The sequence below is a fragment of the Pseudoalteromonas sp. NGC95 genome (genome assembly GCF_015864705.1).
Taxonomy (GTDB): Bacteria; Pseudomonadota; Gammaproteobacteria; order Enterobacterales; family Alteromonadaceae; genus Pseudoalteromonas; species Pseudoalteromonas arctica.
On record NZ_JADYWR010000015.1, the window covers coordinates 1 to 25,629 of the forward strand.

Annotated in this window: 24 protein-coding genes and 6 tRNA genes; 20 read left to right on the forward strand and 10 right to left on the reverse strand. The window is 39.0% G+C overall.

What is annotated here, in order from left to right; translation table 11 throughout:
* Positions 1-1,033 precede the first annotated feature (1,033 nt).
* The 3 genes from I6E70_RS13825 (at position 1,034) to I6E70_RS13835 (ending at position 4,202) form a co-directional block, all read left to right on the forward strand.
* Entirely contained in the window at positions 1,034-1,912 is an 879-nt protein-coding gene (locus tag I6E70_RS13825) for a tetratricopeptide repeat protein (protein ID WP_121954058.1), read from the forward strand.
* A 111-nt stretch (positions 1,913-2,023) separates the two neighbouring features.
* The gene (locus I6E70_RS13830; RefSeq protein ID WP_007586043.1) at positions 2,024-2,326 is read left to right on the forward strand and encodes an H-NS histone family protein; all 303 of its coding nucleotides are present in this window, start codon (positions 2,024-2,026) and stop codon (positions 2,324-2,326) included.
* A 124-nt stretch (positions 2,327-2,450) separates the two neighbouring features.
* Positions 2,451-4,202, forward strand: a complete 1,752-nt coding sequence (locus tag I6E70_RS13835; protein WP_197188944.1) for a DEAD/DEAH box helicase — start codon at positions 2,451-2,453, stop codon at positions 4,200-4,202.
* A 35-nt stretch (positions 4,203-4,237) separates the two neighbouring features.
* Here the strand turns inward: I6E70_RS13835 and I6E70_RS13840 are convergent, their stop codons facing one another.
* Entirely contained in the window at positions 4,238-4,573 is a 336-nt protein-coding gene (locus I6E70_RS13840) for a ribonuclease E inhibitor RraB (RefSeq protein ID WP_007378192.1), read from the reverse strand.
* A gap of 214 nt (positions 4,574-4,787) precedes the next feature.
* Here I6E70_RS13840 and I6E70_RS13845 point away from each other — a divergent pair, with 214 nt between their 5' ends.
* The 3 genes from I6E70_RS13845 to I6E70_RS13855 are packed head-to-tail and all read left to right on the forward strand — an operon-like array spanning position 4,788 to position 11,121.
* Entirely contained in the window at positions 4,788-6,512 is a 1,725-nt protein-coding gene (locus tag I6E70_RS13845; RefSeq protein WP_121954060.1) for an autotransporter assembly complex protein TamA, read from the forward strand.
* A complete protein-coding gene (gene tamB, locus I6E70_RS13850; RefSeq protein WP_197188945.1) occupies positions 6,512-10,201 on the forward strand; it encodes an autotransporter assembly complex protein TamB in 3,690 nt (1,229 codons plus the stop codon). Before I6E70_RS13845 ends, tamB begins: the two co-directional genes overlap by 1 nt.
* Before the next feature lie 32 nt (positions 10,202-10,233).
* Positions 10,234-11,121: a peptidylprolyl isomerase gene (locus tag I6E70_RS13855; RefSeq protein ID WP_197188946.1), complete on the forward strand. Its 888-nt coding sequence runs from the start codon at positions 10,234-10,236 to the stop codon at positions 11,119-11,121.
* A 58-nt stretch (positions 11,122-11,179) separates the two neighbouring features.
* Here the strand turns inward: I6E70_RS13855 and queF are convergent, their stop codons facing one another.
* Positions 11,180-12,025 carry an NADPH-dependent 7-cyano-7-deazaguanine reductase QueF gene (gene queF, locus I6E70_RS13860; RefSeq protein ID WP_197102654.1) on the reverse strand — a complete coding sequence of 282 codons (846 nt, stop codon included), beginning with the start codon at positions 12,023-12,025 and terminating at the stop codon, positions 11,180-11,182.
* Between the two features lie 59 nt (positions 12,026-12,084).
* On the opposite strand from queF, the gene syd reads away from it, so the two are divergent.
* A complete protein-coding gene (syd, locus tag I6E70_RS13865; protein ID WP_197188947.1) occupies positions 12,085-12,624 on the forward strand; it encodes a SecY-interacting protein in 540 nt (179 codons plus the stop codon).
* 63 nt (positions 12,625-12,687) lie between these two features.
* On the opposite strand, the gene I6E70_RS13870 is transcribed toward syd, so the two are convergent.
* The 3 genes from I6E70_RS13870 to I6E70_RS13880 all read right to left on the reverse strand — a co-directional run bounded on the left by I6E70_RS13870 (position 12,688) and on the right by I6E70_RS13880 (position 14,074).
* Positions 12,688-13,461, reverse strand: coding sequence for a Zn-ribbon-containing protein (locus tag I6E70_RS13870; protein WP_002958242.1), 774 nt, complete (start codon positions 13,459-13,461; stop codon positions 12,688-12,690).
* 13 nt (positions 13,462-13,474) lie between these two features.
* Positions 13,475-13,741 carry a hypothetical protein gene (locus tag I6E70_RS13875; RefSeq protein ID WP_007378199.1) on the reverse strand — a complete coding sequence of 89 codons (267 nt, stop codon included), beginning with the start codon at positions 13,739-13,741 and terminating at the stop codon, positions 13,475-13,477.
* Positions 13,742-13,837: 96 nt separating this feature from the next.
* Positions 13,838-14,074 (reverse strand): DUF2789 domain-containing protein, encoded by a 237-nt coding sequence (locus I6E70_RS13880; protein WP_197188948.1) that lies wholly within the window; start codon positions 14,072-14,074, stop codon positions 13,838-13,840.
* 153 nt (positions 14,075-14,227) lie between these two features.
* Between I6E70_RS13880 and I6E70_RS13885 the strand changes: the two genes are divergently transcribed.
* The gene (locus tag I6E70_RS13885; RefSeq protein WP_008169301.1) at positions 14,228-14,881 is read left to right on the forward strand and encodes a GNAT family N-acetyltransferase; all 654 of its coding nucleotides are present in this window, start codon (positions 14,228-14,230) and stop codon (positions 14,879-14,881) included.
* A gap of 851 nt (positions 14,882-15,732) precedes the next feature.
* Here I6E70_RS13885 and I6E70_RS13890 read toward each other — a convergent pair.
* Together I6E70_RS13890 and I6E70_RS13895 are read right to left on the reverse strand one after the other, a co-directional pair.
* On the reverse strand, positions 15,733-16,032 hold the full coding sequence (locus I6E70_RS13890; protein ID WP_002963032.1) for a DUF3301 domain-containing protein: 300 nt from the start codon (positions 16,030-16,032) through the stop codon (positions 15,733-15,735).
* A complete protein-coding gene (locus tag I6E70_RS13895; RefSeq protein WP_197188949.1) occupies positions 16,033-17,061 on the reverse strand; it encodes a DUF3549 family protein in 1,029 nt (342 codons plus the stop codon).
* A 104-nt stretch (positions 17,062-17,165) separates the two neighbouring features.
* Between I6E70_RS13895 and I6E70_RS13900 the strand changes: the two genes are divergently transcribed.
* From I6E70_RS13900 to I6E70_RS13910, 3 genes are read left to right on the forward strand one after another with little or no spacing between them, the layout of a single operon-like run.
* Complete coding sequence (locus tag I6E70_RS13900; protein ID WP_197188950.1) at positions 17,166-17,486, forward strand: YqcC family protein; 321 nt, start codon at positions 17,166-17,168, stop codon at positions 17,484-17,486.
* The gene (truC, locus tag I6E70_RS13905) at positions 17,479-18,243 is read left to right on the forward strand and encodes a tRNA pseudouridine(65) synthase TruC (protein WP_024593675.1); all 765 of its coding nucleotides are present in this window, start codon (positions 17,479-17,481) and stop codon (positions 18,241-18,243) included. Before I6E70_RS13900 ends, truC begins: the two co-directional genes overlap by 8 nt.
* Entirely contained in the window at positions 18,243-18,692 is a 450-nt protein-coding gene (locus I6E70_RS13910; protein WP_193154415.1) for a flavodoxin, read from the forward strand. Before truC ends, I6E70_RS13910 begins: the two co-directional genes overlap by 1 nt.
* Before the next feature lie 65 nt (positions 18,693-18,757).
* On the opposite strand, the gene I6E70_RS13915 is transcribed toward I6E70_RS13910, so the two are convergent.
* Together I6E70_RS13915 and gloB are read right to left on the reverse strand one after the other, a co-directional pair.
* Positions 18,758-20,338: a LysM peptidoglycan-binding domain-containing protein gene (locus I6E70_RS13915; RefSeq protein WP_007586008.1), complete on the reverse strand. Its 1,581-nt coding sequence runs from the start codon at positions 20,336-20,338 to the stop codon at positions 18,758-18,760.
* 155 nt (positions 20,339-20,493) lie between these two features.
* Positions 20,494-21,267, reverse strand: a complete 774-nt coding sequence (gloB, locus tag I6E70_RS13920; RefSeq protein WP_197188951.1) for a hydroxyacylglutathione hydrolase — start codon at positions 21,265-21,267, stop codon at positions 20,494-20,496.
* A gap of 53 nt (positions 21,268-21,320) precedes the next feature.
* On the opposite strand from gloB, the gene I6E70_RS13925 reads away from it, so the two are divergent.
* Complete coding sequence (locus I6E70_RS13925) at positions 21,321-22,106, forward strand: class I SAM-dependent methyltransferase (protein ID WP_101217180.1); 786 nt, start codon at positions 21,321-21,323, stop codon at positions 22,104-22,106.
* A 161-nt stretch (positions 22,107-22,267) separates the two neighbouring features.
* On the opposite strand, the gene rnhA is transcribed toward I6E70_RS13925, so the two are convergent.
* Positions 22,268-22,732 (reverse strand): ribonuclease HI, encoded by a 465-nt coding sequence (gene rnhA, locus I6E70_RS13930; protein WP_197188952.1) that lies wholly within the window; start codon positions 22,730-22,732, stop codon positions 22,268-22,270.
* Between the two features lie 68 nt (positions 22,733-22,800).
* Here rnhA and dnaQ point away from each other — a divergent pair, with 68 nt between their 5' ends.
* From dnaQ to I6E70_RS13970, 8 genes are all read left to right on the forward strand, one after another.
* Positions 22,801-23,514, forward strand: a complete 714-nt coding sequence (dnaQ, locus tag I6E70_RS13935; RefSeq protein ID WP_024606537.1) for a DNA polymerase III subunit epsilon — start codon at positions 22,801-22,803, stop codon at positions 23,512-23,514.
* A 9-nt stretch (positions 23,515-23,523) separates the two neighbouring features.
* A complete protein-coding gene (locus I6E70_RS13940; protein ID WP_197188953.1) occupies positions 23,524-24,894 on the forward strand; it encodes a TIGR03503 family protein in 1,371 nt (456 codons plus the stop codon).
* 97 nt (positions 24,895-24,991) lie between these two features.
* Positions 24,992-25,068 (forward strand) — tRNA-Asp (locus tag I6E70_RS13945).
* A gap of 27 nt (positions 25,069-25,095) precedes the next feature.
* A tRNA-Asp gene (locus I6E70_RS13950) sits at positions 25,096-25,172 on the forward strand.
* A gap of 41 nt (positions 25,173-25,213) precedes the next feature.
* Positions 25,214-25,290 (forward strand) — tRNA-Asp (locus I6E70_RS13955).
* Between the two features lie 31 nt (positions 25,291-25,321).
* A tRNA-Asp gene (locus I6E70_RS13960) sits at positions 25,322-25,398 on the forward strand.
* Between the two features lie 38 nt (positions 25,399-25,436).
* Positions 25,437-25,513, forward strand: a tRNA-Asp gene (locus I6E70_RS13965).
* A 37-nt stretch (positions 25,514-25,550) separates the two neighbouring features.
* A tRNA-Asp gene (locus I6E70_RS13970) sits at positions 25,551-25,627 on the forward strand.
* Positions 25,628-25,629: the final 2 nt, after the last annotated feature.

Genomic DNA, 25,629 nt, shown 5'->3' on the forward strand with positions numbered 1-25,629 from the left:
GATGCCAATTCGAGACTGGCGTAATGCAATGAGTCGTTTTATCATTGAATTTGAGGAACGCCTCAGTAAGCATATTTAAAATCTAACAACGGGCAGTTACACAGAATCCGTTACAGGCTCGATTCTGACGAAACTTCCTCTCCTAGAAGCCGTAGAAGTAAGCTTTCTGTGGTCGTATAAAATAACTAGGTATTATTGCCGCTACTAAGGAATACACTAACCTTATTATTTTAAATAAACGACTAATAAAACTCAGTTGGTACGGTAAAAAACCTCTCTTAAGTGTGTTGTGCACCCCATTATCTGTACGTAAAAAACTTCTTAATATTAATTGATTACCAAGCATATAATGCTTTTTCTTGATGACCAATGATTATATAAATTACTAATATTCGGCTGATAGGTAACTCATTGGCTCTGTCATCAAGGTCAGTATACTTATGATTTTCTTTTCGAGTAACTAACCTAGCAATAAGTATATAAGGAAGCGTTGGCCAATTGGCTCAATGTAAGTTGAATTGATTTATCACTGTATCCTAATGCGTTAATAACTTTATATAGAATATTCTTTAAGTGGAATTTCAAAATGAGATTTATTCTCAGCTGTTTGTCATTATCAATTACTATGCAGACCAAGAATCAAACTATTGATTCTAATGTCAGCCTTCTTTACCTTAAAGTAACAACCCTGGTCATTTTATAAGTTTCTTAGGTGAGCGATAAAGGAAGCAAGTCTACGAGTTTTTCTACTTAATAGGTTTGATGTTATTAATAATTTTGAGTGGGCTAGAAGTTTGCACTAAAAAATCTGAATTTCTCAAAGTAATTCGCCTCTCACATAGCCAAGGAGTTATTCAAGAGCTCTCAAAGCTTCTCAATTTTTTTGTATTAAAGTGTATTTAACTTTTTATTTTTAATTAAAGTTGGAAATACCTTAATTATTGATTATATTAAATGTTGTATATAATTTAAACTTAGTACGTTATAGAGTTTAAGATTGATTAATGGATATAATTCTTATAAAGAGGGAAATATGAAAGCGATAGTAAAGTTACTGCTCATTTTAAGTGTATTACTGTTTAGTCAGAATGGCCGTTCAGAAGAAATTACTGAGTGCGATACAAAAGTATGTAAGCAACGTTTTAAAGATTTTAAAAAATATGCGCGCAAAGATATCCCACAGGCGACGGAAGTATTAGGGACATTTTATTACAAAGGGTACGGTATAGAAAAAAATCATAGTAAGGCACGACGTTATTTTTTGAATAGTGCGAAATATGGAAGTCCCACAGCCCAATTTAAACTAGGGTTAATGTATTTAAATGGTGAAGGTGGAAATGTTGAAGTTAAAAAAGGAATTAATTGGTTAGAGTGGGCTGCTAAAAATGACGTTACTGCAGCAAATTACTTTTTAGGTCTATTTTATATTGATGGTAAACTAATTGATAAAGATTATAAAAAAGGTAAGACTTATTTAGAGGCTGCATCCAATGAGGACTATCATAAAGCTCAGTTTGTTTTAGCAAAGTATTATGAATTAGAGGAAAATAACCAAGAAAAAGCTGTTGAGTATTATAAAAAGTCAGCATATTTTGTAGAAGAGTCTAATCTTCGCTTGATCTCTCTAGGTATAAAACTGCCACAAACAGATCCTAACTTATCAATTGAGAGGATTGAAGTTAAATCAGAATCGTTAAACGACATGTTCGATGAATTGCTAGCTGCACTGAGATATATACCTGCTCCAGGCAAACCTACGGGTTCAAATGTAGTTGGAATGGGTTGCCGAAATCAAGATTCCAATTGCGGATTTATTGTCGATCCAACTGAAATTGAAAGATTTATTAGAGATATGCAGTGGCAGTTTTCTGATCCAACATTAACACAGGCTATGAGGCCAGTTGATTTGTAGTATTTGACTTAAATTCAATATAACATAGTAATTTAAAGTATTACTTGGTTTGTTCTAACGTATTAAATTACAATACTATCAAACTTGATTTACTTATTTAGCGAGATATAAATGAAAGAAGTCCGATCTTTTATTAAAACAGCATCATTAACGGATCTTGAAAAAGCCCAACAGCTTATCAATGATGCAATTTCAAAATATACCCAGCAGCAAAAAGCGAAACAGGAAGTTTTGGATCTTTTAAAAGAAAAAGGACTTACGCTAGAAGATTTACAAGATGGAGCATCTGACAAACGTACTAAAGTTAAGCCTAAGTACCGTATGGAACTTAATGGTGAGACTATTGAATGGACAGGCCGTGGCCGTCGTCCTAAAGCGTTTGAAGGTGTTGAGCTTGAGAAATTTTTAGCCTAAAGCTAAATATAAGAGAAGCTTCGGCTTCTCTTTTTTGTTTCCCCCTCAATAAAATATAATTAAAGTTTAAAACTCCCAGCTATTATTTGCTAAAATCTCTTCACTCAAACCTATTTGTTTTCCCATGAGCTATAAACTAAGACCTTACCAGCAAGAAGCCGTAGAACGCACCGTTTTACACTTTAGAAAGAGTAATGATCCTGCCGTTATTGTGCTACCGACCGGTGCAGGTAAAAGCCTTGTTATTGCTGAACTTGCCCGTATTGCTAAGCAAAAAATATTAGTACTTGCTCATGTCAAAGAGTTAGTAGAGCAAAATTCGCAAAAATATAAAAGTTTTGGTTTAGAGGCGAGTATATTTTCAGCAGGTTTAAAAGAAAAGTCATTAAACCATCAAGTAACCTTTGCCAGTGTGCAATCACTTTCTCGTAATTTAAATAAATTAAATGAGCATTATTCGTTACTTATTATTGATGAATGCCACAGGGTAAATGGGGATAAAAAAAGCCAGTACGGAAAAGTAATAAGTAGTTTAAAAGAATATAACCCTCAGTTAAAAGTATTGGGTTTAACAGCAACACCTTATCGGCTAGGAACGGGGTGGATATACCATCATCATTATCATGGCTTTGTTAAAGGGACTAATGAAAGCCCGTTTAAAAGTTGTATTTTTGAATTACCACTCAGGTATATGATCAAACATAATTATTTAACGCCGCCAAACGAAGTTGATGCAGCGATTAGCCATTATGATTTTTCGTCTTTAGATAGCAATGCATTTGGGCAATATACGACTGATGATATGAATGCGCTTTTAAAAAACAGTGAGCGCGCAACGAAAGCTATATTACAGCAAGTAATTCAATACAGTGAAGAGCGTGAAGGTGTTATGGTTTTTGCAGCCACGGTAATGCATGCTCAGGAAATATTAAGCTATTTGCCAGCTCAGCAAAGTGCACTTATAACAGGTGATACGCCAAACACTGAGCGCGATAAAATCATTAAGCAATTTAAAGCTAAGCAATTAAAGTATCTAGTTAATATATCGGTACTAACAACCGGCTTTGATGCGCCACACGTCGACTTTATAGCTATTTTAAGACCTACAGAATCAGTTAGTTTATATCAACAAATTGTGGGGCGAGGTCTCAGGTTATCTGAATCAAAAACGGATTGCTTAGTAATAGATTATGCTGGCAATGGTTTTAATTTATTTCACCCAGAAGTAGGCGATAAAAAAGGCGATAGTGATAATGAACCTGTGCAGGTACTTTGTCCTGGCTGTGGTTTTGCGAATATATTTTGGGGTAAAACTGATTCTGCAGGAAAAGTAATAGAGCACTTTGGCAGGCGCTGTAAAGGGCTGTTAGAAGACGATGATGGGCATAAAGAGCAGTGCGATTATCGTTTTAGGTTTAAAGAGTGTGAGCAGTGCGGTGCCCAAAATGATATTGCTGCACGTAAATGCCATGATTGCGGCGCGGTAATGGCCGACCCTGATGATAAGTTACGTAATGCATTAAACTTGAAAGACGCACTTGTGCTTCGATGTAGTGGGTTATCGGTAACTCAAATTAAAGATGAACTTATTAAAATAACGTATTTTGATGAAGATGGTGCAAGTTGCGATGAAGTATATAACCTCGCAAATAAAGGCGGGCAATTTATATTTAATAAGCAATTTGGTCTACGAGTAGGGCTTGGGCAAACACCTATTAATTTTAAAACTGCAGCGCAAGTAGTAAACTCACAATTTGAATTAGTACCACCGGATTTTGTTATTGCACGAAAAAGCAAAAAGTATGGTTGGAAAGTGGCTGATAAGCTATTTGACTATAAAGGGGGTTTTAGAAAGGCAAATCAGTTAAGCCGCTAAGCTTAACTGATAGAGTACATTGAACTAAAAGGCAATTAAGCCTCGTCACCGTCCATTAATCCCCAGCCATCACCGTATCCATTAAAGCTATTAGCAATACTTTCAATGTATTGCTCTGCTTGTCCTAGAAGGGTGTGCTCTGGCACCATTTGTACTTGAGTGATTACTTCCCAAACGCCAGTGTCTTTGCATTTTTCGAGCTCAGCATTTTGAACTAATGCATCAGAGACTATTTCTTTAGCAAATTTTTCAGCATCGGCTTCTTGTTCAAATAAAATAAAAAAATCGACTTGGTGCATTTTATTTAAATCAATGCCAGCAGCGGCTATTTCGGCTAAAAGTTGGCCGTTATCATCATCAGGGAATTGCATTAAAAACTCATTTAAAATTAATTTTTTATTCGTAGGCACTATTGTAACTAAAATATTGTCTTAACGCGTACTAATTTTAATTATGCTGATATTTATTCAAAGTTAAATTTACGCGTTAGATTGTTATTAAGTTAATGTGTTGCTCATTATGGCTATGCTAATATGCGGGTAATTAAACAGTTTTTTGTTAGATATTAAAAGTAAGGATATTTACTTGTTTATTAAGTTTTTACGTTGCATGTGTGTTGTGAGCGCTTTAATTGCGACAAATAGCTATGCGGCAGAAAAAGTCATAGAAGATTACGAAATTGAAGGGTTAAGTGGCGATTTAGAAAATAACGTAGCTCTTTACCTCAAGCAGTTAATTGGCGAGAAGCCAACCCGTACACTTCGCCGCTATGCTCAAAAACAAGTACTAAATAGTATCAAAGCACTTGGCTATTATAGCCCGACCGTCGAGGTTATTTATGATAAAGACGACAGCGAACTAATTGTTAAAGTTGAACGGGGGCCTGCAACTCGCATAGAAGCAATTAATATTACGCTAAACGGTGATGGTCAAAGCGATACCCAATTACAGGCATTGATTAAAAGCAATCACTTAAAGCAAGGTGATGTTTTAAATCATGGTAAATATGACTCTGCTCATAAAAAAATAGAATCTATGCTACTAGAGCTTGGTTATTTTGATGCTAAGTGGCCAGCGCGCAAATTAGAAGTATCGCTTAAAAAAAATAGTGCTGTTATTACTTTCATAATTGATACCGGAGTTAGGTATCAGTTTGGCGATATACAAATTGCTAGTAATAACCCAGCTGAAAAATATATACGTTCTTTAGCCCCCTTTACTCAAGGACAGCCTTATAAGTCAACAAAAATAGCAGACTACAATCTTGACTTATCAAGCACTCCTTATTTTGCAAGCGTGCGTGTTTATACCGATATTGTTGCACGTAAAAATGGCCAAGTACCTGTTAAAGTAGAGGTATCATCCAAGCCTGCGAATAGTTTTGAAATAGGAGCAGGCTTCACTGAAACAGAGCCTAGGGTTCGCTTTAAATGGACGAAGCCTTGGATTACAGAAAATGGGCATTATTTAGAAACAAATCTCAATGTTTCTGAAAAACAGCAGAATATTTCAATGGCTTATACCGTACCTGTAGATGATCCTAACGATGATCTATGGCGCTTTTCTGTCGGTTATAAATTAGAAGATGAGCTCGCTGAAGATACCTACAGCGAAATATTAACTGGCCAATTACAGCGCCAATGGTTAACCGAAAATAAGTGGGTGCGTACTGCATTTTTACGCCGCGACCAAGAAACCTACCGCATCGGTGATGAAGACGAAGCAAGTACCGAAATGTTAATGCCTGGCATTAGCTATGCGCGCAAAAAATCAAAAGGCGGCACGACTCCTTATTGGGGAGAGCAGTGGCTTATATCTGCTGAGTTTGGCTTAGATGATGTGCTTTCGAGTACTAATTTGATTAGGGTGCAAATGCAACATGCATGGCTACGCACTTATTTTGACCGCCACTTGGTGTTTTTAAAAGCGAATGTGGGGGCAATGCTTGTTGATGATATTGAAAACGTACCTTACTCACTGCGCTTTTACGCTGGTGGTGATCAAAGCGTTCGTGGCTTTGCATATCAATCAATATCGCCAGAAAATGATGATGGCGACCTCATCGGTGGTAAATACTTACTAACCAGTACAATAGAGTACAACTATCAGGTTGCTAAAAATTGGCGAGCAGCTTTATTTGTTGATGGTGGTACTGCGACTAATGATTTTTCGGATGACTTTGAAGTAGGTGCTGGTTTTGGTTTTCGCTATTTAACACCTGTAGGCCCTGTGCGTATAGACCACGCTTGGGGATTAACAAAAGAAAGTAAAAGCACACGTTTAAGTATTACCATAGGGCCAGAAATTTAATGTCAGTATTAAAAAAGATAACAGCCGCCGTAAGTGCTATTTTTGTCACGTTAGTTGTTGCACTATTTTGTTTGTTATTTACCGCACCCGGTAATCAATTTATTGCTTATAGTGCAAACAAAGCGGTAGATGGACTACATATTGAAATTAAAGATGGCCGTTTTATTTATAATGATGCCTTTAATGTACGCTTTGCTAGCAACGGATTGGACTTTAATGCACAACAATTGAAAATTGATTTGTTTTGGTGGCAGTGCGATGGAATTTGTATAGATAACTTAAGTGCTAAATCTATAAATTTAACATTACCAAAAACTGCAGAGTCACAAGAAGAAGCCGCGGCAGAGCCGCTTGAAAAAATCAGCTTACCTTTTAATATTGCTGTGAAAAACATTGCGATCAATAAATTTACTCTAGAGCATCCAAGTGCAAACGTAAGCGTTAATAACTTTAAACTCTCAGCAAAAGCAGAGGGTTCAAAGCTGACGGTTAAAAGCCTGAATATTCCCACCATACTTGTTGCCTTAAAAGAGCAAGAACAAGATGCGAAAACACAAACGGCGCAAAATACTCAAGCGCCTTTAACGCACCTACCCGCGTTGCCTAATATAGAATTTACTTCGCCACTTGATTTAGTTGTTGAAGACTTTGAAATAGCTAAAATTACGATTGAGCAAAACGAAGCCCAACATGTTATTGAAAACATCTCGCTGCAATTAAGTGTGGAAGATGCGGTTATTAATTTAGAGTCATTCTCAGCAAAGTATGAACAGTGGCAGCTTAATACGCATCTTAATGCTGAGCTTGCAGGGAATTTGCCCGTGAAAGGGGATGTTGTTTTACAAAGTGACGAGCACCAAGCCAATTTGCAGTTGAATGGTGACTTATCAAATCTAAACTTAAATTTAGAAACGCAGGGACAATATCCGCTTAGTTTAACGGCAACGGCAAATTTAAAGCAGAAAAACTATCCGTTTGAGTTAAATGGCAAAATTAAACAGTGGCTTATTGATGCACAAAGTAATGAGCTTAAAGTGCGAAATGTAAGCCTTAACGCACAAGGTAATGCTGACGACTATCAGCTTAGCCTACAGGGGAATAGCCAATTAGGTGCGTACCCAGCTGTTGACTTAAATACCCAATTAAAAGGCAGTCTCACCAAAGCAACTTTACAAGCGCTAAGCATTAAAGCGAACGAAAGCAGTGCAACTATAAAAGCCAATGTTGATTGGCAAAAGGGCATACAGGCTAACTTTAATGGCACGCTTGCTAACTTAAAAGCGCAGTATTTAACTGATGCCGCTACCAGTGATATTTCAGGACAGTTTAAAGGCTCGTTTAATGCAGCTGACGACAAGTGGCAGCTACAAATGAATAATACAAAGTTAAACGGATTACTTAACGACGTGCCACTAGAATTTGCCTCAAACTTTAAGCTAGACAACACGTTAAAAGCTAATATTGATAGCTTTTATTTAAGTAGCGGCACCAATAAATTAGCACTAAGCGGGCAAGTTAACGATACTTGGCAGGTTGATGGCAAAGTAACGCTAAAAAGTGATGAAAAAGCTAATATTCCATTTACTGCTGACGGCAACGCAAATTTAAAAGTAAGGGGGGAAAGGTTAACGCCCTCTGTTGATTTAGCACTAATACTAGATCGCTTTATTTTTGATGAAATAAACATTAATAAACTATCAGTAAAAGGGCAGTTAGATACCGCAGCCGATTGGCAAACCGATGTTTCGGTAAGTGTTGGTTCGGCGTTGGTGGCCGAACAGCAAATTAATAGCGTTAAAATTGATATTAGCGGCGACAAAACAGATCATCAACTTACGGCATCTGTAGATGCCGAGCAAGGCAGTATAGAGCTTGAAGTTAATGGCAAAATTAATAATACCACTTGGAATGGCGAGCTTAGTAATGTAACGCTTAGCGATAAAAAGCTTAGTTTTAGTAATACTAGAAATATTGCCATTATGGTTAATACGCAAAGTGGCGACTTTGATGTAAGTGCACATTGTTGGGCATCTGAGCAAAGTGAATTATGTATAGACACCTTAGCGCAGTCAAAAAATCTCGGTCAGTTAAATGCTAAACTAAGCAACTTAGCACTTGAGGAGCTTAAGCACTTTTTACCTAATAGCATTCGTACTCGCGGTAATATAGCTGGCGATGTAGCACTTAATTGGCAAAGCGGTGCGCTTAAAACATTACGCGCAAATATCGATTCTAGCGACTTAGAAGCAGTGCTTACCTCGGAAGAAGATCGTTTTAAATTACCAATCGAAACTCTAACTATTAGTGCGTTTTCGGACTCTCAAATTGGCAGGCTTGAAGCTAATTTAGAATCAAGTGTATTAGGCAAAATTAATACACAAATTAATATCGATGATATACAAGATACGCAAGCGCTTAATGGCACCATTAATATTGATAAAATACTCCTTTCAGACTTACAACCTTTTCTTGAAACCCTTGAGCAGTTAAAAGGTGATATTAGCGGTAAAGTGGCGTTAGCAGGTACGTTAAAAGATCCTTTATTAAATGGGGAGCTTAATGTTAGCGATATTAGTTTAGAGGGCGAGCAATTACCTATAGCGCTGCAAAACTCAAATATAAACGTATTGTTTGATAAAACAACAGCCACAATAAAAGGCAACTTAAACGACAATCAAGGCGGTAAAATAAATCTAACCGGTGACGTTGATTGGCAAGGTGCGCAGCCTGCTGTAAATGTTGCGGTAGTTGGCGATCAGTTTTATGTACGTGCACAGCAAGGGGTCACTTTTAAAGTATCGCCGGATTTAAAAATAGGCTTGGCTAATAATGCACTCAAGCTTGCTGGTGAGGTAGTTGTGCCTTACGGTCGTATAATGATTGAAGAGCTTCCTGAGGGCGCGGTGCAAGTTAGCGATGATGAAATTATTGTTGATCAAAAAACTGAGGCCACCGAAACAGTCCCATTTGATTACGACATAGATTTAAAAGTGATTGTTAAAAACGATGTAAAAGTAGAGTCGTTTGGCTTGGAATCAAAAGTTGCGGGTGATTTAGCGATAAAAATGAGTCAAGGTGCGCCAATTATAGCCACAGGTGAGCTTAACTTAATTGAAGGTACTTACTTAGCCTTTGGGCAAGATTTAATAATCAGCACCGGGCAAGTAGGTTTTAGCGGTTCAATTGAACAACCATTTTTAAATATTAAAGCTATACGTAACCCCGATACGACTGCAAATGGTGTCATTGCAGGGGTTACGCTCACGGGTAATGTTGAACAACCAACGCTTAAAATATTTTCTGAGCCTGCGATGGATCAAGCTCAAGCACTCGCATATTTACTTAATGGCCAACCTTTAGGCGATGGAGAAAGTTCGTCAAGCGATGCGATGCTTACGCAGTTATTGCTTTCTCAAGGGGTTAGCCGCAGCGAAGGGGTTGTTTCTAAGGTAGGTGAAACCTTTGGGCTGTCAGATGTAAGTTTAAGCTCATCAGGTAGTGGTGATAGCACCAAAGTAGAAATATCAGGTTACGTAGCACCTAGCTTACAAGTTAAATATAGCGTGGGTGTATTTGATTCGCTCAGTGAAGTGGCTGTGCGTTATCAGTTACTTTCACAGTTATACATAGAAATAACGAGCGGCCTATACCAAAATGTTGATGTGCTATATAAGTTTGATTGGGAATAACCAAAACTATAATAATTATAAGGATATAAGCGATGAAAAAAATTATATTGCCAGCTCTGCTTAGTGTTTTGTTGAGCGGTTGTGCTCAACAACTCGGTGATGATGTTGCTAATCAAGAGCTACCTTTATTGAGCGCGAGTGAAGTAATTGCTAGTGCAACAGATAATGACTGGCGAGTAGTGAACGCTCAAAATATTTTAAAGATAACGCTGCCAACGGGCGATGCGTACATTGAGCTTAATGAACTGCTTGCCCCAAAGCACGTTCAAAACATTAAAAAGTTAGCGCGAGAACGGTTTTATAAAAATACTAGCGTTTATCGGTTTGTTGAGGGTTTTGTAGCGCAAGGTGGCGACAGCTCGGGTAAAAAGTTAATTAAAACGGCAGATAAAACAGTCCCTGCTGAGTTTTATTTAACAACAAACAAACCACTTTTAATTACTGAGCTAAATGGCGACGGATATGCACCAGTTACTGGCTTTTTAAACGGCTTTGCAGTTGCTCAAAATTCAGCACATACGCAAACATGGCAAGTGCATTGTAGTGGTGTGTTTGCAATGGCGCGCGATAACGATATAAATAGTGCGAGTACGGAGTTTTTTGTAACAATAGGACAAGGCCCACGCTACCTTGATAAAAACATTACGGTGTTTGGTCGAGTGCTCGAAGGTATAGAGCATTTTAATCGTTTAGCGCGTACACCAACTGAAGGTAAAGTATTTAACCCAATTACCAATATACAAGTTCTTGGCGATATACAAAGCGATAAAAGTATATTTAAAGTGATGAAAACAAACTCACCGGTGTTTAAAAACTTAATTAGTGCTCGTAAAAACCGTGTTGAACCATGGTTTGTTAAAGCACATAACTACGTTGATGTGTGTGGTATGCCCATACCCACTAAGCGCGAAGTTAATTAAAAAATGTAAAAAGGAGCCTAGGCTCCTTTTTCAATATTTATATTCCAGTGCAAAAAATCTATTGACGATTAATTTTAACTGCAAATGGCGTGTCGTTATAATGCGTAGAGCGATACGGGTTTATATCAAGCCCGCCGCGACGAGTATAACGCGCGTAAACCTCTAACTCTTTAATATTAAGTTGTGTTGTTAAATCGCTATAAATACGCTCAACACACTGCTCATGAAATTCGTTATGCGTTCTGAACGAAATTAAGTAACGCAGTAACGATTCGCGACATATTTGCTCGCCTGTGTATCGTACAATCACACTTGCCCAGTCAGGCTGGGAGGTAATTAAACAGTTCGATTTAAGTAAATGGCTATAGAGCGTTTCTGTAACTACGTTATCACTTTTTGCTTTAAGTGAATTAGCATCAATATCGTAATTATTAATTTCAATATCTAAGTCATCAATACATTCACCTGGCAGCGCCGTACACGGTAAGCAATTGTAATCATCAGGATTATATAAAGTCACTTTGACAGGGCTGTTAACCGCGTTTGATAAGTCATCAATTAAGTGCTGTTTTACTATATCAATGCTTTCAAATCGGGTTTGGTTAAAGCTATTTAAATAAAGTTTAAACGACTTTGACTCAATAATATGGCTGCTTTGGCACTCAAAGGTAAATAAGGCTACGGCAACTTGCGGTTTACCTTTATTGTTTAGCCATGAAAGCTCGTAACCTGTCCAAATATCTTGGCCTTTAAATGGAAGCTCTGCTTCGTCAATATTTAAAGCATCACGATTTAGTTTGCGCGCAATAGGGAAAAGCAAGCTTGGCGTGTACACATCTACATACTCAGTAGATTGGCCTAATACGCTACCTTTAAGGTCTGGAGAATTGCTGTAATCTGTCATGTTTGCTCTTAAATAGTTACAATAGGGACATTATATCTAATTAAAATGAGTTTCACAGTATGTCTGTTGCATTGCTTATAGAACAACTTCATCAAACATTTAGCGAAAATACCCTTAAAAACACCACAAAGTACCCACTTATTGCGCACGACGAGCAATGGCCAAGCCCATGTGAAGTTGGTGAGGTTGACGAGCAAGGAAACATTCAATGGCAGGGGGCGCGTCAGCAACCTGCAGGTTCGCTTAATGATTTAGCCAGTGCACTTGAGATTGAGTTTCCAAAAGAGCTTAGCGAGCTATATGGGCATATGTACGGTGGAAGTATTTCAGCAGTTATTGATGGGCATCAGGTTGAATTACTACAAGCATGGAACGAAGAAGACTTTAATTTGTTACAGCAAAATATAACGGGTCACGTTTTAATGAAACGCAAGCTCAAGCAGCCAGAAACGGTATTTATTGGTTTAACAGATCAAGATGATTTACTAGTGAGTGTATTGGTGCACACTGGTGAAGTATGTTTAGAACACGTAGGCAAAAAAACACACCATGCACTTGCACCTAACATTAATGCTTTTTTAAAGGCATTAGAGGTTTAAAACGTGTTTAATAAATCAGCTTAGCGTCATCACTAAGCTGATTTTAAGCGCTCATTAAAGTGGTTACTGAAAATCCCACGATATATTAGACACTAAACCACACGGCTCACATCTAAAATCGAATAACCCAAACCACGATTCAGGTAATTTCCAATCGCCATTACAGCTGGGGCATTTTCGTTCAAGTTCAGACGCTTTATCTACGCCGCCTACACGGTATAAATAATAATAGGTTGGCTTTTTAGTTAAAAAACTAATTCGCTTTGTTATGTCTTTTCCGCGTCTGTATAAGTCGCTTTGGATACTAGATATTTCTTCAAGTGCCGGAAACTCACAACGGGTTGCGCCATTAATTTGAATTTGATCGCAGGCTTGCCAATCTTCTTGCCATTTTATAAGCGTTTTATAGTCACCATTAGCAATTGCCGGAATACGAAATAACGGCACAGGCAAAAAGTCATCACCACAATAAAGCGGGCTACACGTATGCACATAGGTTGTATATAAAATATAACTTGATGGTTCTTTACAGCAATCAGCGCCGTTGGAGTGAATATCTTGTCCAATCACTTTTACTTTTGGCGCAAGTAGCCCCGCACTATGTAACTTTTCGATACTGTGCTTAACAAACGGGCTGTTATTTAGCGGGTGCATTGCATCTTCAGTAGGGCACATTACACGGGTAATAAAAAAGCCGTCTTTTAAAACGGTTGGGAACTCTTCACCCATTATTTGACCATTAAAACGCAGTGCATTTACTAAGCGATTTATTGCTTGTTCGGCTTGTTCTAGGGTGGTGTCTTGGTAGCAATCAAAAGTTAAATCAACAACGAACATTTATAGTCTCAAATTATTTTTGTTCTAGCAGTGCAAGAAGTTTATCGAGTTTTTGCTCAATTCTATCTAATTGACTTGTTTTAAGCTCAGTATTATCTGACTGCTGTGGGTTTCTCATGAAGTTATTAATTGAATCAGGATTGTTTTTATATTGGCTTACTGCTGCAATAATCATCGGCATAGGAACCGGTTGCGCCAAACGGCTTTTAGTTAGTGCTACAGTAGGGGTTTTGCCTTCATCGAGAAGGGCTTTGATTGCATCAAATACAACTGAATTCATTAGATATATAACTCTTTAATAAAATAAATACGCAGCATATAAATGCTGCGCAGATGCTATGTTAGCAATAAATAAGGGAGGGTACATTAAATAAAATTACTTACTTTGACGAATGCGTACATCTAACTCGTCAATTACTTCACTCCAATCACCGTCTTGTGCAAGCGATTCAGCTAAAAAGTGCTGTTGTGCCTCATCCCAAAAAGAAGCTTCTTGGAGTAGTGTTGTGTCTTCTAATTCATGTGAGGCAATAAATGCATCTATTTGTTCATTAGAATTAGGTAATCCAAGCTGTGCAAATAGTGTATTGATGTCGTGTTTAGTCGTATCCATGATATTGCTCCTTTAAACGAATGAAAACTTATTCTAAGGATTAACTCTACTCCTAGCTAGTTAAACTCTCGCTGAATTTACGGTTAATAATTTTAGGTATATAGTTAGGTATAAAGTTAAACAGTCTACAGCTAAAATAATAAAGGAAATACAATGAGTGTAACCACGCCAGCTGATACGTTCAGCGTGCAGTATTTAGCCGCAGAAGATATTAGCACTGCAGCAAGCCTAATTTATCAGGCTTATCATGACGATCCTGTATTACAAAACATGCTTAGCTACAATGACGAAAATAAATCAGTATACGAAAAAAAATTACGATCATTAATTCGCGAAGAGCTCAGTAGTTTTTGGCAAGAAAAGCAGCCATTAATTGGTTTATACCGCAACGATAAATTAAAAGCAGTAGCGTGTGTATTTGAATCTAATAGCCAATTACAAGCGCAGCGTTATTGGCACTGGCGTTTAAAATTAATGCTGAGTGCGGGCTACTTACAAACAAATCAATTAATAGATAAAGAACAAACAATTAGAGATGCCCTTAAAGAGAAAGGCAATTACTACTTTTTAGCTTTTATTGCCGTAGATCCGCATTTTCATGGGCAAGGGTTTGGTCGTTACCTACTACGAGGGCTTGATGATTTAGTTAAATGTAACGCTGAGTCAACGGGGATGGCTGTATTTGTAACGCGTAAAGAACACACTGAATTTTTTAAAACCGAAAAGTTTGAAGCATTTAAACACCTTACTTTTAACCAAGTAGAGGGCGAGTTACTATTTAAATCAATAATTGAGCCAACTATTTAAAATTATGATGTAAGCCAATGCGCCCAAACGGACATAAGGCCGTGAGATATATCTCACATTGTCGTGAGCATTATCAGTTAAAGGCTACTAATAAGTGGCCTTTTTCAATCCAAGTTATTGTTATTTAAAGTCTATTTTTATTTTTCATTTTTGTGACGTTTATTTATTTAATGTCCAGTCCTATTTCTCCCCCCTGATTGCTTTAAACTTCTCTTCGTCAAGACGACATAGCTCAATGATTGAGTTACTGCCAAGGATACGGAATAGGCAACATAGCGGACGCTAGCAGGAAGCATAAAGGACAAGCTAAAACGGATACAAGGAAGAATAAGGAAGTGCATGAAGCACTTAGTAGCTAGGAGTTACTTTAGGATAATCACGGATGACGCTACAGGAAGTAGCAGGAGCGTTAGTTTACGCAGGACGGCCAAGATGGTAAGTGGACATTGCAGGATGCAAAAGTGGCAGGAGCTACTTTAAAGGATTACCAGGGATGATGCTACGGGATGTAGCTAAACGATAGATTTCGTGGGTTTGCCAAGATGGCTATGGATATTGCAGGATGCAAAAAGTGGCAGGAGCTACTTAAAAGGATTACCAGGGATGATGCTACAGTATGTAGCCAAACGATAGATTTCGTGGGTTTGCCAAGGTGGCTATGGATATTGCAGGATGCAATGTGAGGGTAAACAAGGTTGTTTACTCGTTCAGGGGATGATAATACGGATTTAAGATAATGGATATCTAGCAGGATGCAGTCCAATTGGGGCGTAACTTTAGTTACGCCTTAGTTTTTTGTGTTGAATTAAGTTTATCAACTTAAGACAAATACTCTTAAAGTATATTCAGTTTTATATTTTATGCGGTGGAACAACCACACTTTTCAAAAACTCATTTTCCATAATTAACACACCTTGATAAGCATTTTCACCATCGCTTGAAAATTCAAATATAAATTCACTTTTGATGCCTGGCTTGCCGTTCTTTAAAAAACCAAAGCGGCGTTTTGTGCATGCAACACTCATCAACTGCACCTGCAATTGCTCACTTTGACGTTTAGCATGAACGTTCGCCGCTTCAGCAACCTTTCGGTTAAGCCAAAATAAGTAAATTACACTACCAATAAGTATGAACGTCCATAAACTTGCCATTTAAGAGAATAACCTTCCAATTGCACGCGCGAGGGTTTCGCTACGATTTTCTTTACGTAATAAGCCTAATAAATGCGGGCGAATAGTCGGTATTGCAACTAAGTCAGCAAAAATACTTGGAAACAATTCTTCAATTTTTTGATGATGTGCGCAATTATCCATAAATACATGTAAGCGTTCAGGGTTCTCTAATTGCTTAAAACACCGCCCAGCTATTGTTAGTAACACGTCAGAGTCGTGCCTTACCGGCGAGCTTAGTACAGTATCAACTAATTGAGCGCATAACCCTTGAGCTTGACTTTTTGAAACAGATCTTAGTGCTGCGGTTATAGCTAATGTATCGTTATTACTAATTGCGGTCTGTGTGTAATCAACAAGTAACTCACTCATTGATGTTGGTATTTCAACGTGTTCAAGCATGGCACTGAGTGGTTGCAGTACTTCAATAGGTAAATGCGCCCATGCTTTTTGCAAATTATTTAAGTTTGTATCGCTGTCTAAGCGTAGTGCAAAATCGGCAATACCCTGCAGTGCAACACCTTGCCAATTATCAAAACCAATTTTACCGCTAAAGTATAACTGTGCATGCTCGTAATACTGCGACGCAGGCTGTTTTAATAGTACTTTTAATTGGGCGTTAAATGCCGCTAATTTATTTGCGTTTGGTGTAAAAACATAAGGGTTATTATCAAGTTTTCCATCGGCTTGCTCACCTGTAATTTCAGTGCCTAGCGCTTGAATAACCATATCAGCAAAGTGATCGCGACTAGCACTTACAAGCATACTTTGCTCATCAAGTGGAAACTTTAAAAACCATACATAAGGTTCTTTACTGGCTTTAGTATCCCAAAATTGAATAGCGAGCCAAGCATGACCAGCAAGAGGATAAGGGTAAGGCACTTGAGCTTGTTCAATAGCTAAAAATTGTTTTTTATCAAGCTTAGTAATGTGCCTGCCAATATCAAAAGCACGCCACTGAGTACCCGCACCATCTAAAAGCTGACCTAATGTAGCTATTTGATCACTCATTGTTTTCTCAACTGTTTTTACTGCAAAATTACATTAATTATACGTCATAGCCGCCTATGAGGGAACAGGGTATAATTGCATTACATATATAAAAGAGGGTGGTTATGTACCAGCAAACCCAAACTTATTTAGTGCAGCTAACGGCACTTTTACAAAAACACGCGCTTTGGAAAAGTGAGCCAATAGACGCTGATGCACTGCTTTCAAATACTCCTTTTTGTCACGATACAATGGCGTTTGAGCAGTGGTTACAATTTGTATTTATTGATAAAATACAGCTATTAATAACGCATAAGCAACCACTGCCACGTAACTTTGCTATTGCCCCTATGGCGCAAATGACACTTGTGAATAAAGCTGGAAGCGATGAAATAATTGAATTACTAACAGCTCTTGATACCTTTTTAGGAGAACCAAATGAGTGAGCGTCCAGCGCCTATTGAATATGGCGAGCTGACTATTTTGTATCAAGATGAAAACTATGTGGCTATAAATAAGCCTTCAGGTTTATTAGTGCATCGCTCGTTTTTAGATAAACACGAAACCCAGTTTGCTATGCAAATGTTGCGCGACCAGCTAGGGCAACATGTATTTCCAGTACATAGGCTCGATAGACCTACGTCGGGCGTATTGCTGTTTGCACTGAGCTCTGAAGCTGCTCGCGATATGAACCAGCTATTTATTGAAGGTACTATTGCTAAACGCTATTTAGCCTTAGTGCGCGGCTTTGCGCCAGAGTCAGTATTTCTAGATAAACCGCTTAAAGAAGAACTTGATAAAATAGCCGATAAATTTGCAGATCAAGACAAAGCACCGCAAGAAGCGCAAACCCAGTTTAATTGCTTGCACCAAGTTGCATTGCCTATTCCTATTGGTAAGTACCCAACAGTGCGTTACTCGTTGGTTGAGTGTTTTCCAAAAACAGGGCGCAAGCATCAAATTCGCAGACACTTAAAGCACTTATCACTGCCTATTATTGGTGACGTAAATCACGGTGATAACCAGCATAATCAATTTTTTAGGGAGCATTTTGAGCTAAGACGCTTAATGTTATTTGCAACAGAGCTTAGTTTTGTGCACCCTTATAGTAATGAATCAATAACAATTAAAGCGCCACTAGGTGAAGACATGCTTGAAATATGTAAGCAGCTAGGTTGGCCAGAGCAAGAAAAGGATTATTAATGGCACATATTAGTATTTTTGTAGGCAGCGTTAATGGCGGTGCAGAGCGTTTAAGCGATGAAGTTGCAACCACAATTGAGCAAGCGGGTCATACTGCTACAGTAATTACTGAAGCATCACTTGATGATATAAAAAATGCATCGCATATTTTAATTGTTACCTCCACAACAGGGCAAGGTGATGTACCGAGTAATTTGGCAGGATTGTACTTTGCAATGAATAGCACTTTCCCAATGCTTACCGATAAACCGTTTGGTGTAATTGCAATGGGTGACAGATGTTACGGCGATACATTTTGTGGCGCTGGGCGAAGCTTTGACGAGCTACTACGCGATTTACAAGCAAAGCCTGTGGGCAACCGCCTAGAAATAGATGCATGTGAAGATTTTGAACCATGGCCAGTAACTGAGCCTTGGTTAAAAGTATGGCTAGAAAAACTACCTGCTTAATCCTTAACTTTAAGGTATTAAAAAAGGAGCGCATGCGCTCCTTTTTGCTTTTATAGCTTTATAAATTAACTACTTCTAACATCTACTTTAAGTTTTAGCTTTTGGCCAGGTTGTAAGTATTTTTGACCGGCTAAATTATTCCACTTAATAATTTCGTTAACGCTTAGATTAAACTTAGACGCAATACGTGCAAGTGAGTCACCACGGCGTACTTTGTATGTAATAGTACGGTTGGTACTTGCCGTTGCTTGTGGTTTATTAGCTGACTTATACACAGTTAGTTTTTGATTTAGGCGCAGTACAGAGTTTTTCTTTAGCTTATTCCATTTAGCCAGCTCATCCATAGTTACGTCATATTCGCGGCTAATGTCCCATAATGTATCGCCACTTTTAACTGTGTGCGAAAGCTTTGTGCGAGTTGCTTTATTAGCAGCTAAACGCATCTGCTTTGGTAAATGCTCGCTATTTATAGCGCCATCAGTAAGCGGGACTAATAACTCTTGGCCTACTTTAATCGTATTTGATTTGAGTTTATTAAGCGATCGGATTGCACTTGAGCTTGTTGTAAACTTTTTGGCAATTACCGATAAGCTGTCGCCTCGAGCCACAATATAACGCTGCCAGCGTAATCTGTTTTTAACATCAGTGTTTGCTAGTTTTTGGCTAAATTCCTCTGCTTTATCAACAGGCAATAATAAAGAATGAGGGCCATTAGGATCAGTTGCCCAGCGGTTAAAACCAGGGTTTAATCTGTATAACTCAGTAAGCGTCATATCAGCCATATCAGCAGCAAGCGCTAAATCTATTTGCGATCCAACATCAACCACTTCAACCACTTGTGCATTAATTACTGGTTGCCATGTAACGTTAAAATCATCTGAGCGTTTTAATAAATCGGCAAGTGCTAATAACTTTGGTACGTAGGCTGTTGTTTCGCTAGGTAAATCAAGAGACCAAAAATCGGTAGGTAAATGCTTTTTACGATTCTTTTTAATCGCGCGCATCAAGCGCCCTTCACCCGAGTTGTAAGCAGCAATCGCATTTAGCCAATCGCCTTCAAGTGTTTTATGTAAATACGATAAGTAGTCAAGTGCTGCGCGAGTCGATTGCACTATGTCGCGACGACCGTCGTACCACCAGTTTTGCTTTAAATCGAATCGCTCACCGGTTGCAGGCATAAACTGCCAAATGCCAGATGCGCTGCGATTAGAATAACCAAACGGGTCAAATGCACTTTCTACAATAGGCAGTAGTGCAATTTCGATTGGCATTTCGCGCTTTTCTACTTCTTCAACGATAAAGTGTAAGTAAGGTTCTGCACGTTTAGAAATACGATCTAAATAGGCTTGGTGGCGAGCGTAATAATTACGTTCAGTAACAACAGGGCGGTTTTGCGGTATTTCGATAGAAAGTTGGTAGCGAATTCGCTCCCATACATCATCAAACACGGGAGCTTCTTGCTCATCAGGGTCAACTTGCTGATATTGTGCGTTTACCATCAATGCATTGTTAATGTCGTTAGGACTTGCGCCTTCGAGTTGTTGGTTTGCTTGCGTGGCGACTTGAGAGTCTGAGTCTAGAGTTGTCACAGTTTGACAACCACTTAGCGCTAACGCCAAGGCTACTAATAGGGGAGATTTATTCATAAATACCAATACATCGGGTAAAAAACTCGGCGAATACTACCTGTTATGAGTTAACATTGCCACTTAATGACTTTTTAAAACGCAGAAATAGAATCATCACTATATCTTAAGTTAATGATTCTAATAAAATAAATATTAAAGTATTAGTTTGTGCATTAAAAATTGTCTTTGAACTGTCTCAGACTAGCAAAGTTTCCCCAAGGTTCATTGTTTTTTGTAACCGAGATGAATTTTTCTGGCACTAACTCTGTAATGGTTGGCAAATCGCTACGCATAAATGGATTTATTTTTAGCTCCTGTCCAATAGAAGTGGGTAGGGAGATTTGGTTATTACTGCGTAATTCATCTACTTTTTTACTGTACGCAAGGAGTTCTGGGTTACGTGGTTCAACCGCTTTGGCAAAGGCAAGATTAGCTTGCGTGTATTCGTGCGTGCAATACACACTGCAGCTTGCAGGCAGCTCTCTTAGTTTATTAAACGATTCCCACATTTGCTTTGGCGTGCCTTCAAATAAGCGCCCACATCCACCGCTAAACAATGTATCGCCTGTAAAAGCAAGTTCATCATTTGTATAGCAAATATGATCAAGCGTGTGCCCAGGAGTTGCCAAAATATTAAAGTTAATATTAAGCACACTGATGCTTTGACCATCAGTGAGTGTGTGAGTGACGCCTTTAAATGGACTATTTGCAGGGCCATAAACCGGTATATTCGGATAGGCGTCAACTAATGCAGCTACGCCATCAGTGTGGTCGTAGTGATGATGCGTAATTAAAATACCACCAAGCGTTAGTTTGTGCTCAGCTAAGTATGTTAATACGGGATGTGCTTGGCCTGGATCGACTACCCATGCTTGGTTACTATTATCGGTAGTTAAACACCAAATGTAGTTATCAGAAAAGGCTTTAATTGCTTTGACTTGCACCATGGTAAATTGCTCTATAAAGTGACACTTATCGCATAGTATAACGAGCTCAAAAAATGAAACCAGCCCTTAGTTTTCAAGAAGGACCCAAACCACTGTCGTGGCAACAGTTTCCTCATGGGGATTATTTGCGCAAAGATATTGAACGCAAAATGGAGCAATGGCTGCCGCGTATGTTTGGCTATCATATGCTTAAGCTAGGTAATTTAAGTGGCGAATTAAATACAAGTATAAGTACGATTAAACACCAGGTGTGTGTTGCAGAGCCTGGGCCTTACACCGGGGTAGTTGCTGACATAGATGAACTGCCATTTTACGAGCACAGTATTGATGCATGCATACTAAGTCACTGCTTAGAGTATCATTCAGACCCACATCACATTTTACGAGAAGCACATCGCACACTTATTCCGGGCGGCTATATAGTAATTACGGGATTTAACCCGTTTAGTTTGTGCGGACTTGCACAAATGCTGCCTTTTAGTGGTCAGAAATTACCATGGACGGGGCGCTTTTTTACCCCTGCGAGGGTTAAAGATTGGCTAAATTTATTGGGTTTTGAAATTGTAAGTGACGAACGTTTTATTTATTCATCACTGGCAAGAGGTAATAGGCTATCAAGATTTGAGTTTTGGCGGACTTTTGCAAAACAGTATTTAAAACCGATGGGCAGTGTTTATATGCTGGTGGCACGAAAAAGAGTTGCGCCACTTACGCCAATAAAACCTAAGTGGCATGCAAGGCCGCAGTTTGCGCCAGTAAAAGGGGCAGGCCTTAGACAAACGTCAAAGCAACACTTTAAATCGTGCGAGCAAGAAAATAATACCAATTGCATTAAATAAGTGATCTATTATAGCGCTAAGAAAATAGCACATTAACAAGGCGAAAATTGTGACATATAGTTGTTCTATATGAATGATTTTAACGCAGTTAGTGAGTTATTTAATGCGATAGAATGAACATGTTTTTAATAAAATTGGTATAACAACTAGCTCAGAATAAATTAAGGCTGGTAGCCTACATCTTCTAGTAAATCTTTACCGCCAGCGGCATCGCGCGCTAAATCGTCAACTATTTCGTTGTACTTATGGCCGCTATGCCCTTTAACCCATTTCCAGGTTACATTGTGCTCGCTACAGGCTTTATCTAGGCGTTTCCATAAATCGACGTTTTTAACCGGCTTTTTAGCTGATGTTAACCAGCCACGTTTTTTCCAGTTAGTGATCCACGATTCAATACCTTGCTTAACATATTGGCTATCGGTTGTTAGATTTACTTCGCATTCTCGAGTGAGTGATTCTAGGGCTACAATAGCCGCGAGCATTTCCATTCGGTTATTCGTTGTGAGTTTATAACCTTGGCTCATTTCTTTTTCGTGGCCGTTATAAATCATAAAAATACCATAACCGCCGGGGCCTGGATTACCTAAACATGAGCCATCGGTGTAAATCTCTACGGTTTTTTGCACTGTTTTACCTTGATCTTATGTACAATAAAGTGATTATAGAAAGATACCAGAATCAGGCAAAATTCGATATGGCACGTAGACAAATAGTTTTAGATACAGAAACCACCGGCATAGACCCTAAACAAGGGCACCGTATTATAGAAATTGGGTGTGTAGAGTTAGTAAATCGCCGTTTAACAGGCAATAACTTTCACGTTTATATAAACCCACAACGCCCAAGCGAAGAAGAAGCAATCGACGTTCACGGTATCACTAACGAATTTTTACGTGATAAACCGTTGTTTCATCAAATTGCCCAAGAGTTTTTCGACTATATTGAAGGGGCAGAGTTAGTTATTCATAACGCCCCGTTCGATGTTGGTCATATGGATAATGAATTTGCACTACTTAATCAGGGCTATCCTAAAACAGAGACTTTTTGTCAAGTTCTCGACACGCTTAAAATGGCGCGTGACTTGCATCCAGGTCAAAAGAACAATCTTGATGCATTATGTCGTCGTTACGATGTAGATAACGCAAAGCGAACACTTCACGGCGCGCTACTGGATTCTGAAATTTTAGCCGATGTGTACCTTGCCATGACGGGCGGTCAAACAAAGCTAAATTTGAATCAAAATAAAGATGACGGCAGCGAGCAACAGAAGGGCGGTATAAAGCGTTTAAATAGTGATAGAGCCCCATTAGTTGTATTACGAGCAAGCGACGCTGAGCAAAGCGCACACGAAGCACGATTAGATCTTGTAAACAAAGAAGGCGGCCAATGTATATGGCGCGCTGAATAAGGCGATTTAATGAAAACGATGTATTTTGTAACAGCGTTATGTGCAGCTAGTTTATGTACTGGCAATGCATATGGCGTAAAACAAGTAGAAGTGCTCAAGCGCGATGGGCATCAAAATGAGATCCCTTTACTTGACAATCGTTTTCGCATAGATAGCAAAATAGATGAAATAACACTGCTTTTTTTTAGAAAATCAGGTGCACCTGCTGTTATTTTAGTGAGGCCCGATGGCAGTAAGTACTTTGCTACTGACTCTGTTAAAAACCCTAACTTAGATTGGTTTGACGAACTCAGCTACGATTTAGTCACCATAAAAAAACCTATGGCAGGTCCTTGGCAAGTAATAGGCAGTATTTTACCCGACAGCAGAATAGTTGTATTAGGCGAGATATCTCTTGAGGCAGAGCCTCTTCCTTCAATGTTGTTTAGGGGGGAGACAATAAAAATCACCGGAAAAATACTAAACGATGGTGAGCCAATTAACACAAACCTATTTAGAGATGTTGTTAGCCTTAATGTTGACTTTGTAAGTACCAACAATGAAAACTTTGCTAACTTTGGCGCAGGCATTCAAGAAGTAGCTGAATTTAAAGACGATGGACGTGGATTTGATGAACGCCCTAAAGATGGTGTATTTACCGGCGAGTTTACTTTAGATTTCCCTGCGGGTGAATGGACACCAGAGCTTTACGTTGCAACACCTCTGCTGCAGCGTCGCATTGTGCAAAATACAATAGAAGTGCACGAGCCGCCTTTTGTAACCGAAGTCGCGTTAGCAGAGCAAGACACAGACGAGCATCTGTTAACTATAAATATAGACCCAAGTATTGTTAAGCCAGAAACAGTCATCATCCAGGGGAAAATCTACTATCCCAATAACGAAGAGCAAATGTTTACCATAGATGCTGCTGCTAACGATTCACGTCAACTTAGTGTTAAAAATTATGATTGGGGTAGATATAGTGTTGAACTGTCTGTTTTTGGCACTAATATTAATGGTCGTGAATTTATGGCAACGCTACCAACGTATAAATTTGAGATAGAACGACCCATAGAAGCGGTGCCCGAAATTGATCCGGCAACGATTATTACGCCAGATAAAATGATTGAGAGTGAGCCTGTTGAAGAAAAAATGGCCACATCTACAATTATTAGTTTAATTGTAGGCTGCAATACGCTCATTTTATTACTCGGTTGGTTGTTAATTCGTATATTTGTTCAGAAAAAACCGATTAAATTTAAAGTGAAGCTGCCTTTTTTAAAGAAAAAGAAAACAAGTGAAGGTGATGTTGCCGACACAGGAAAAAATCAAGTCGGTAAAAATGGCTCAAAAAATGACAGATCAGGTGAAATTTTAAACCTTTCGATGACAGATGACTAAAAAACCTATAAAAAAACAAAAAAGCCCTTGACGAAATAGGGGTTGGTTCGTATTATTCACGCCGCTGTCAGGGAGACCTAAACAGCAACGGAAATATGGAGTGGTAGTTCAGTTGGTTAGAATACCGGCCTGTCACGCCGGGGGTCGCGGGTTCGAGTCCCGTCCACTCCGCCATTTTCGTAAAACTTGTAAGTAAAAGCTGGAGTGGTAGTTCAGTTGGTTAGAATACCGGCCTGTCACGCCGGGGGTCGCGGGTTCGAGTCCCGTCCACTCCGCCAACACTTACACAACGTATGGTTGTAAAACATATTCTTATTATGGAGTGGTAGTTCAGTTGGTTAGAATACCGGCCTGTCACGCCGGGGGTCGCGGGTTCGAGTCCCGTCCACTCCGCCAATAAGAAAAAATAACAGTTTAAATATGCGCTGGAGTGGTAGTTCAGTTGGTTAGAATACCGGCCTGTCACGCCGGGGGTCGCGGGTTCGAGTCCCGTCCACTCCGCCAACTATTTAAACAATGTTATATTACAAAATTTGTATGCTGGAGTGGTAGTTCAGTTGGTTAGAATACCGGCCTGTCACGCCGGGGGTCGCGGGTTCGAGTCCCGTCCACTCCGCCAACAAATTAAGTAATAACAAGTATAATGATATCTCTGCGGAGTGGTAGTTCAGTTGGTTAGAATACCGGCCTGTCACGCCGGGGGTCGCGGGTTCGAGTCCCGTCCACTCCGCCATT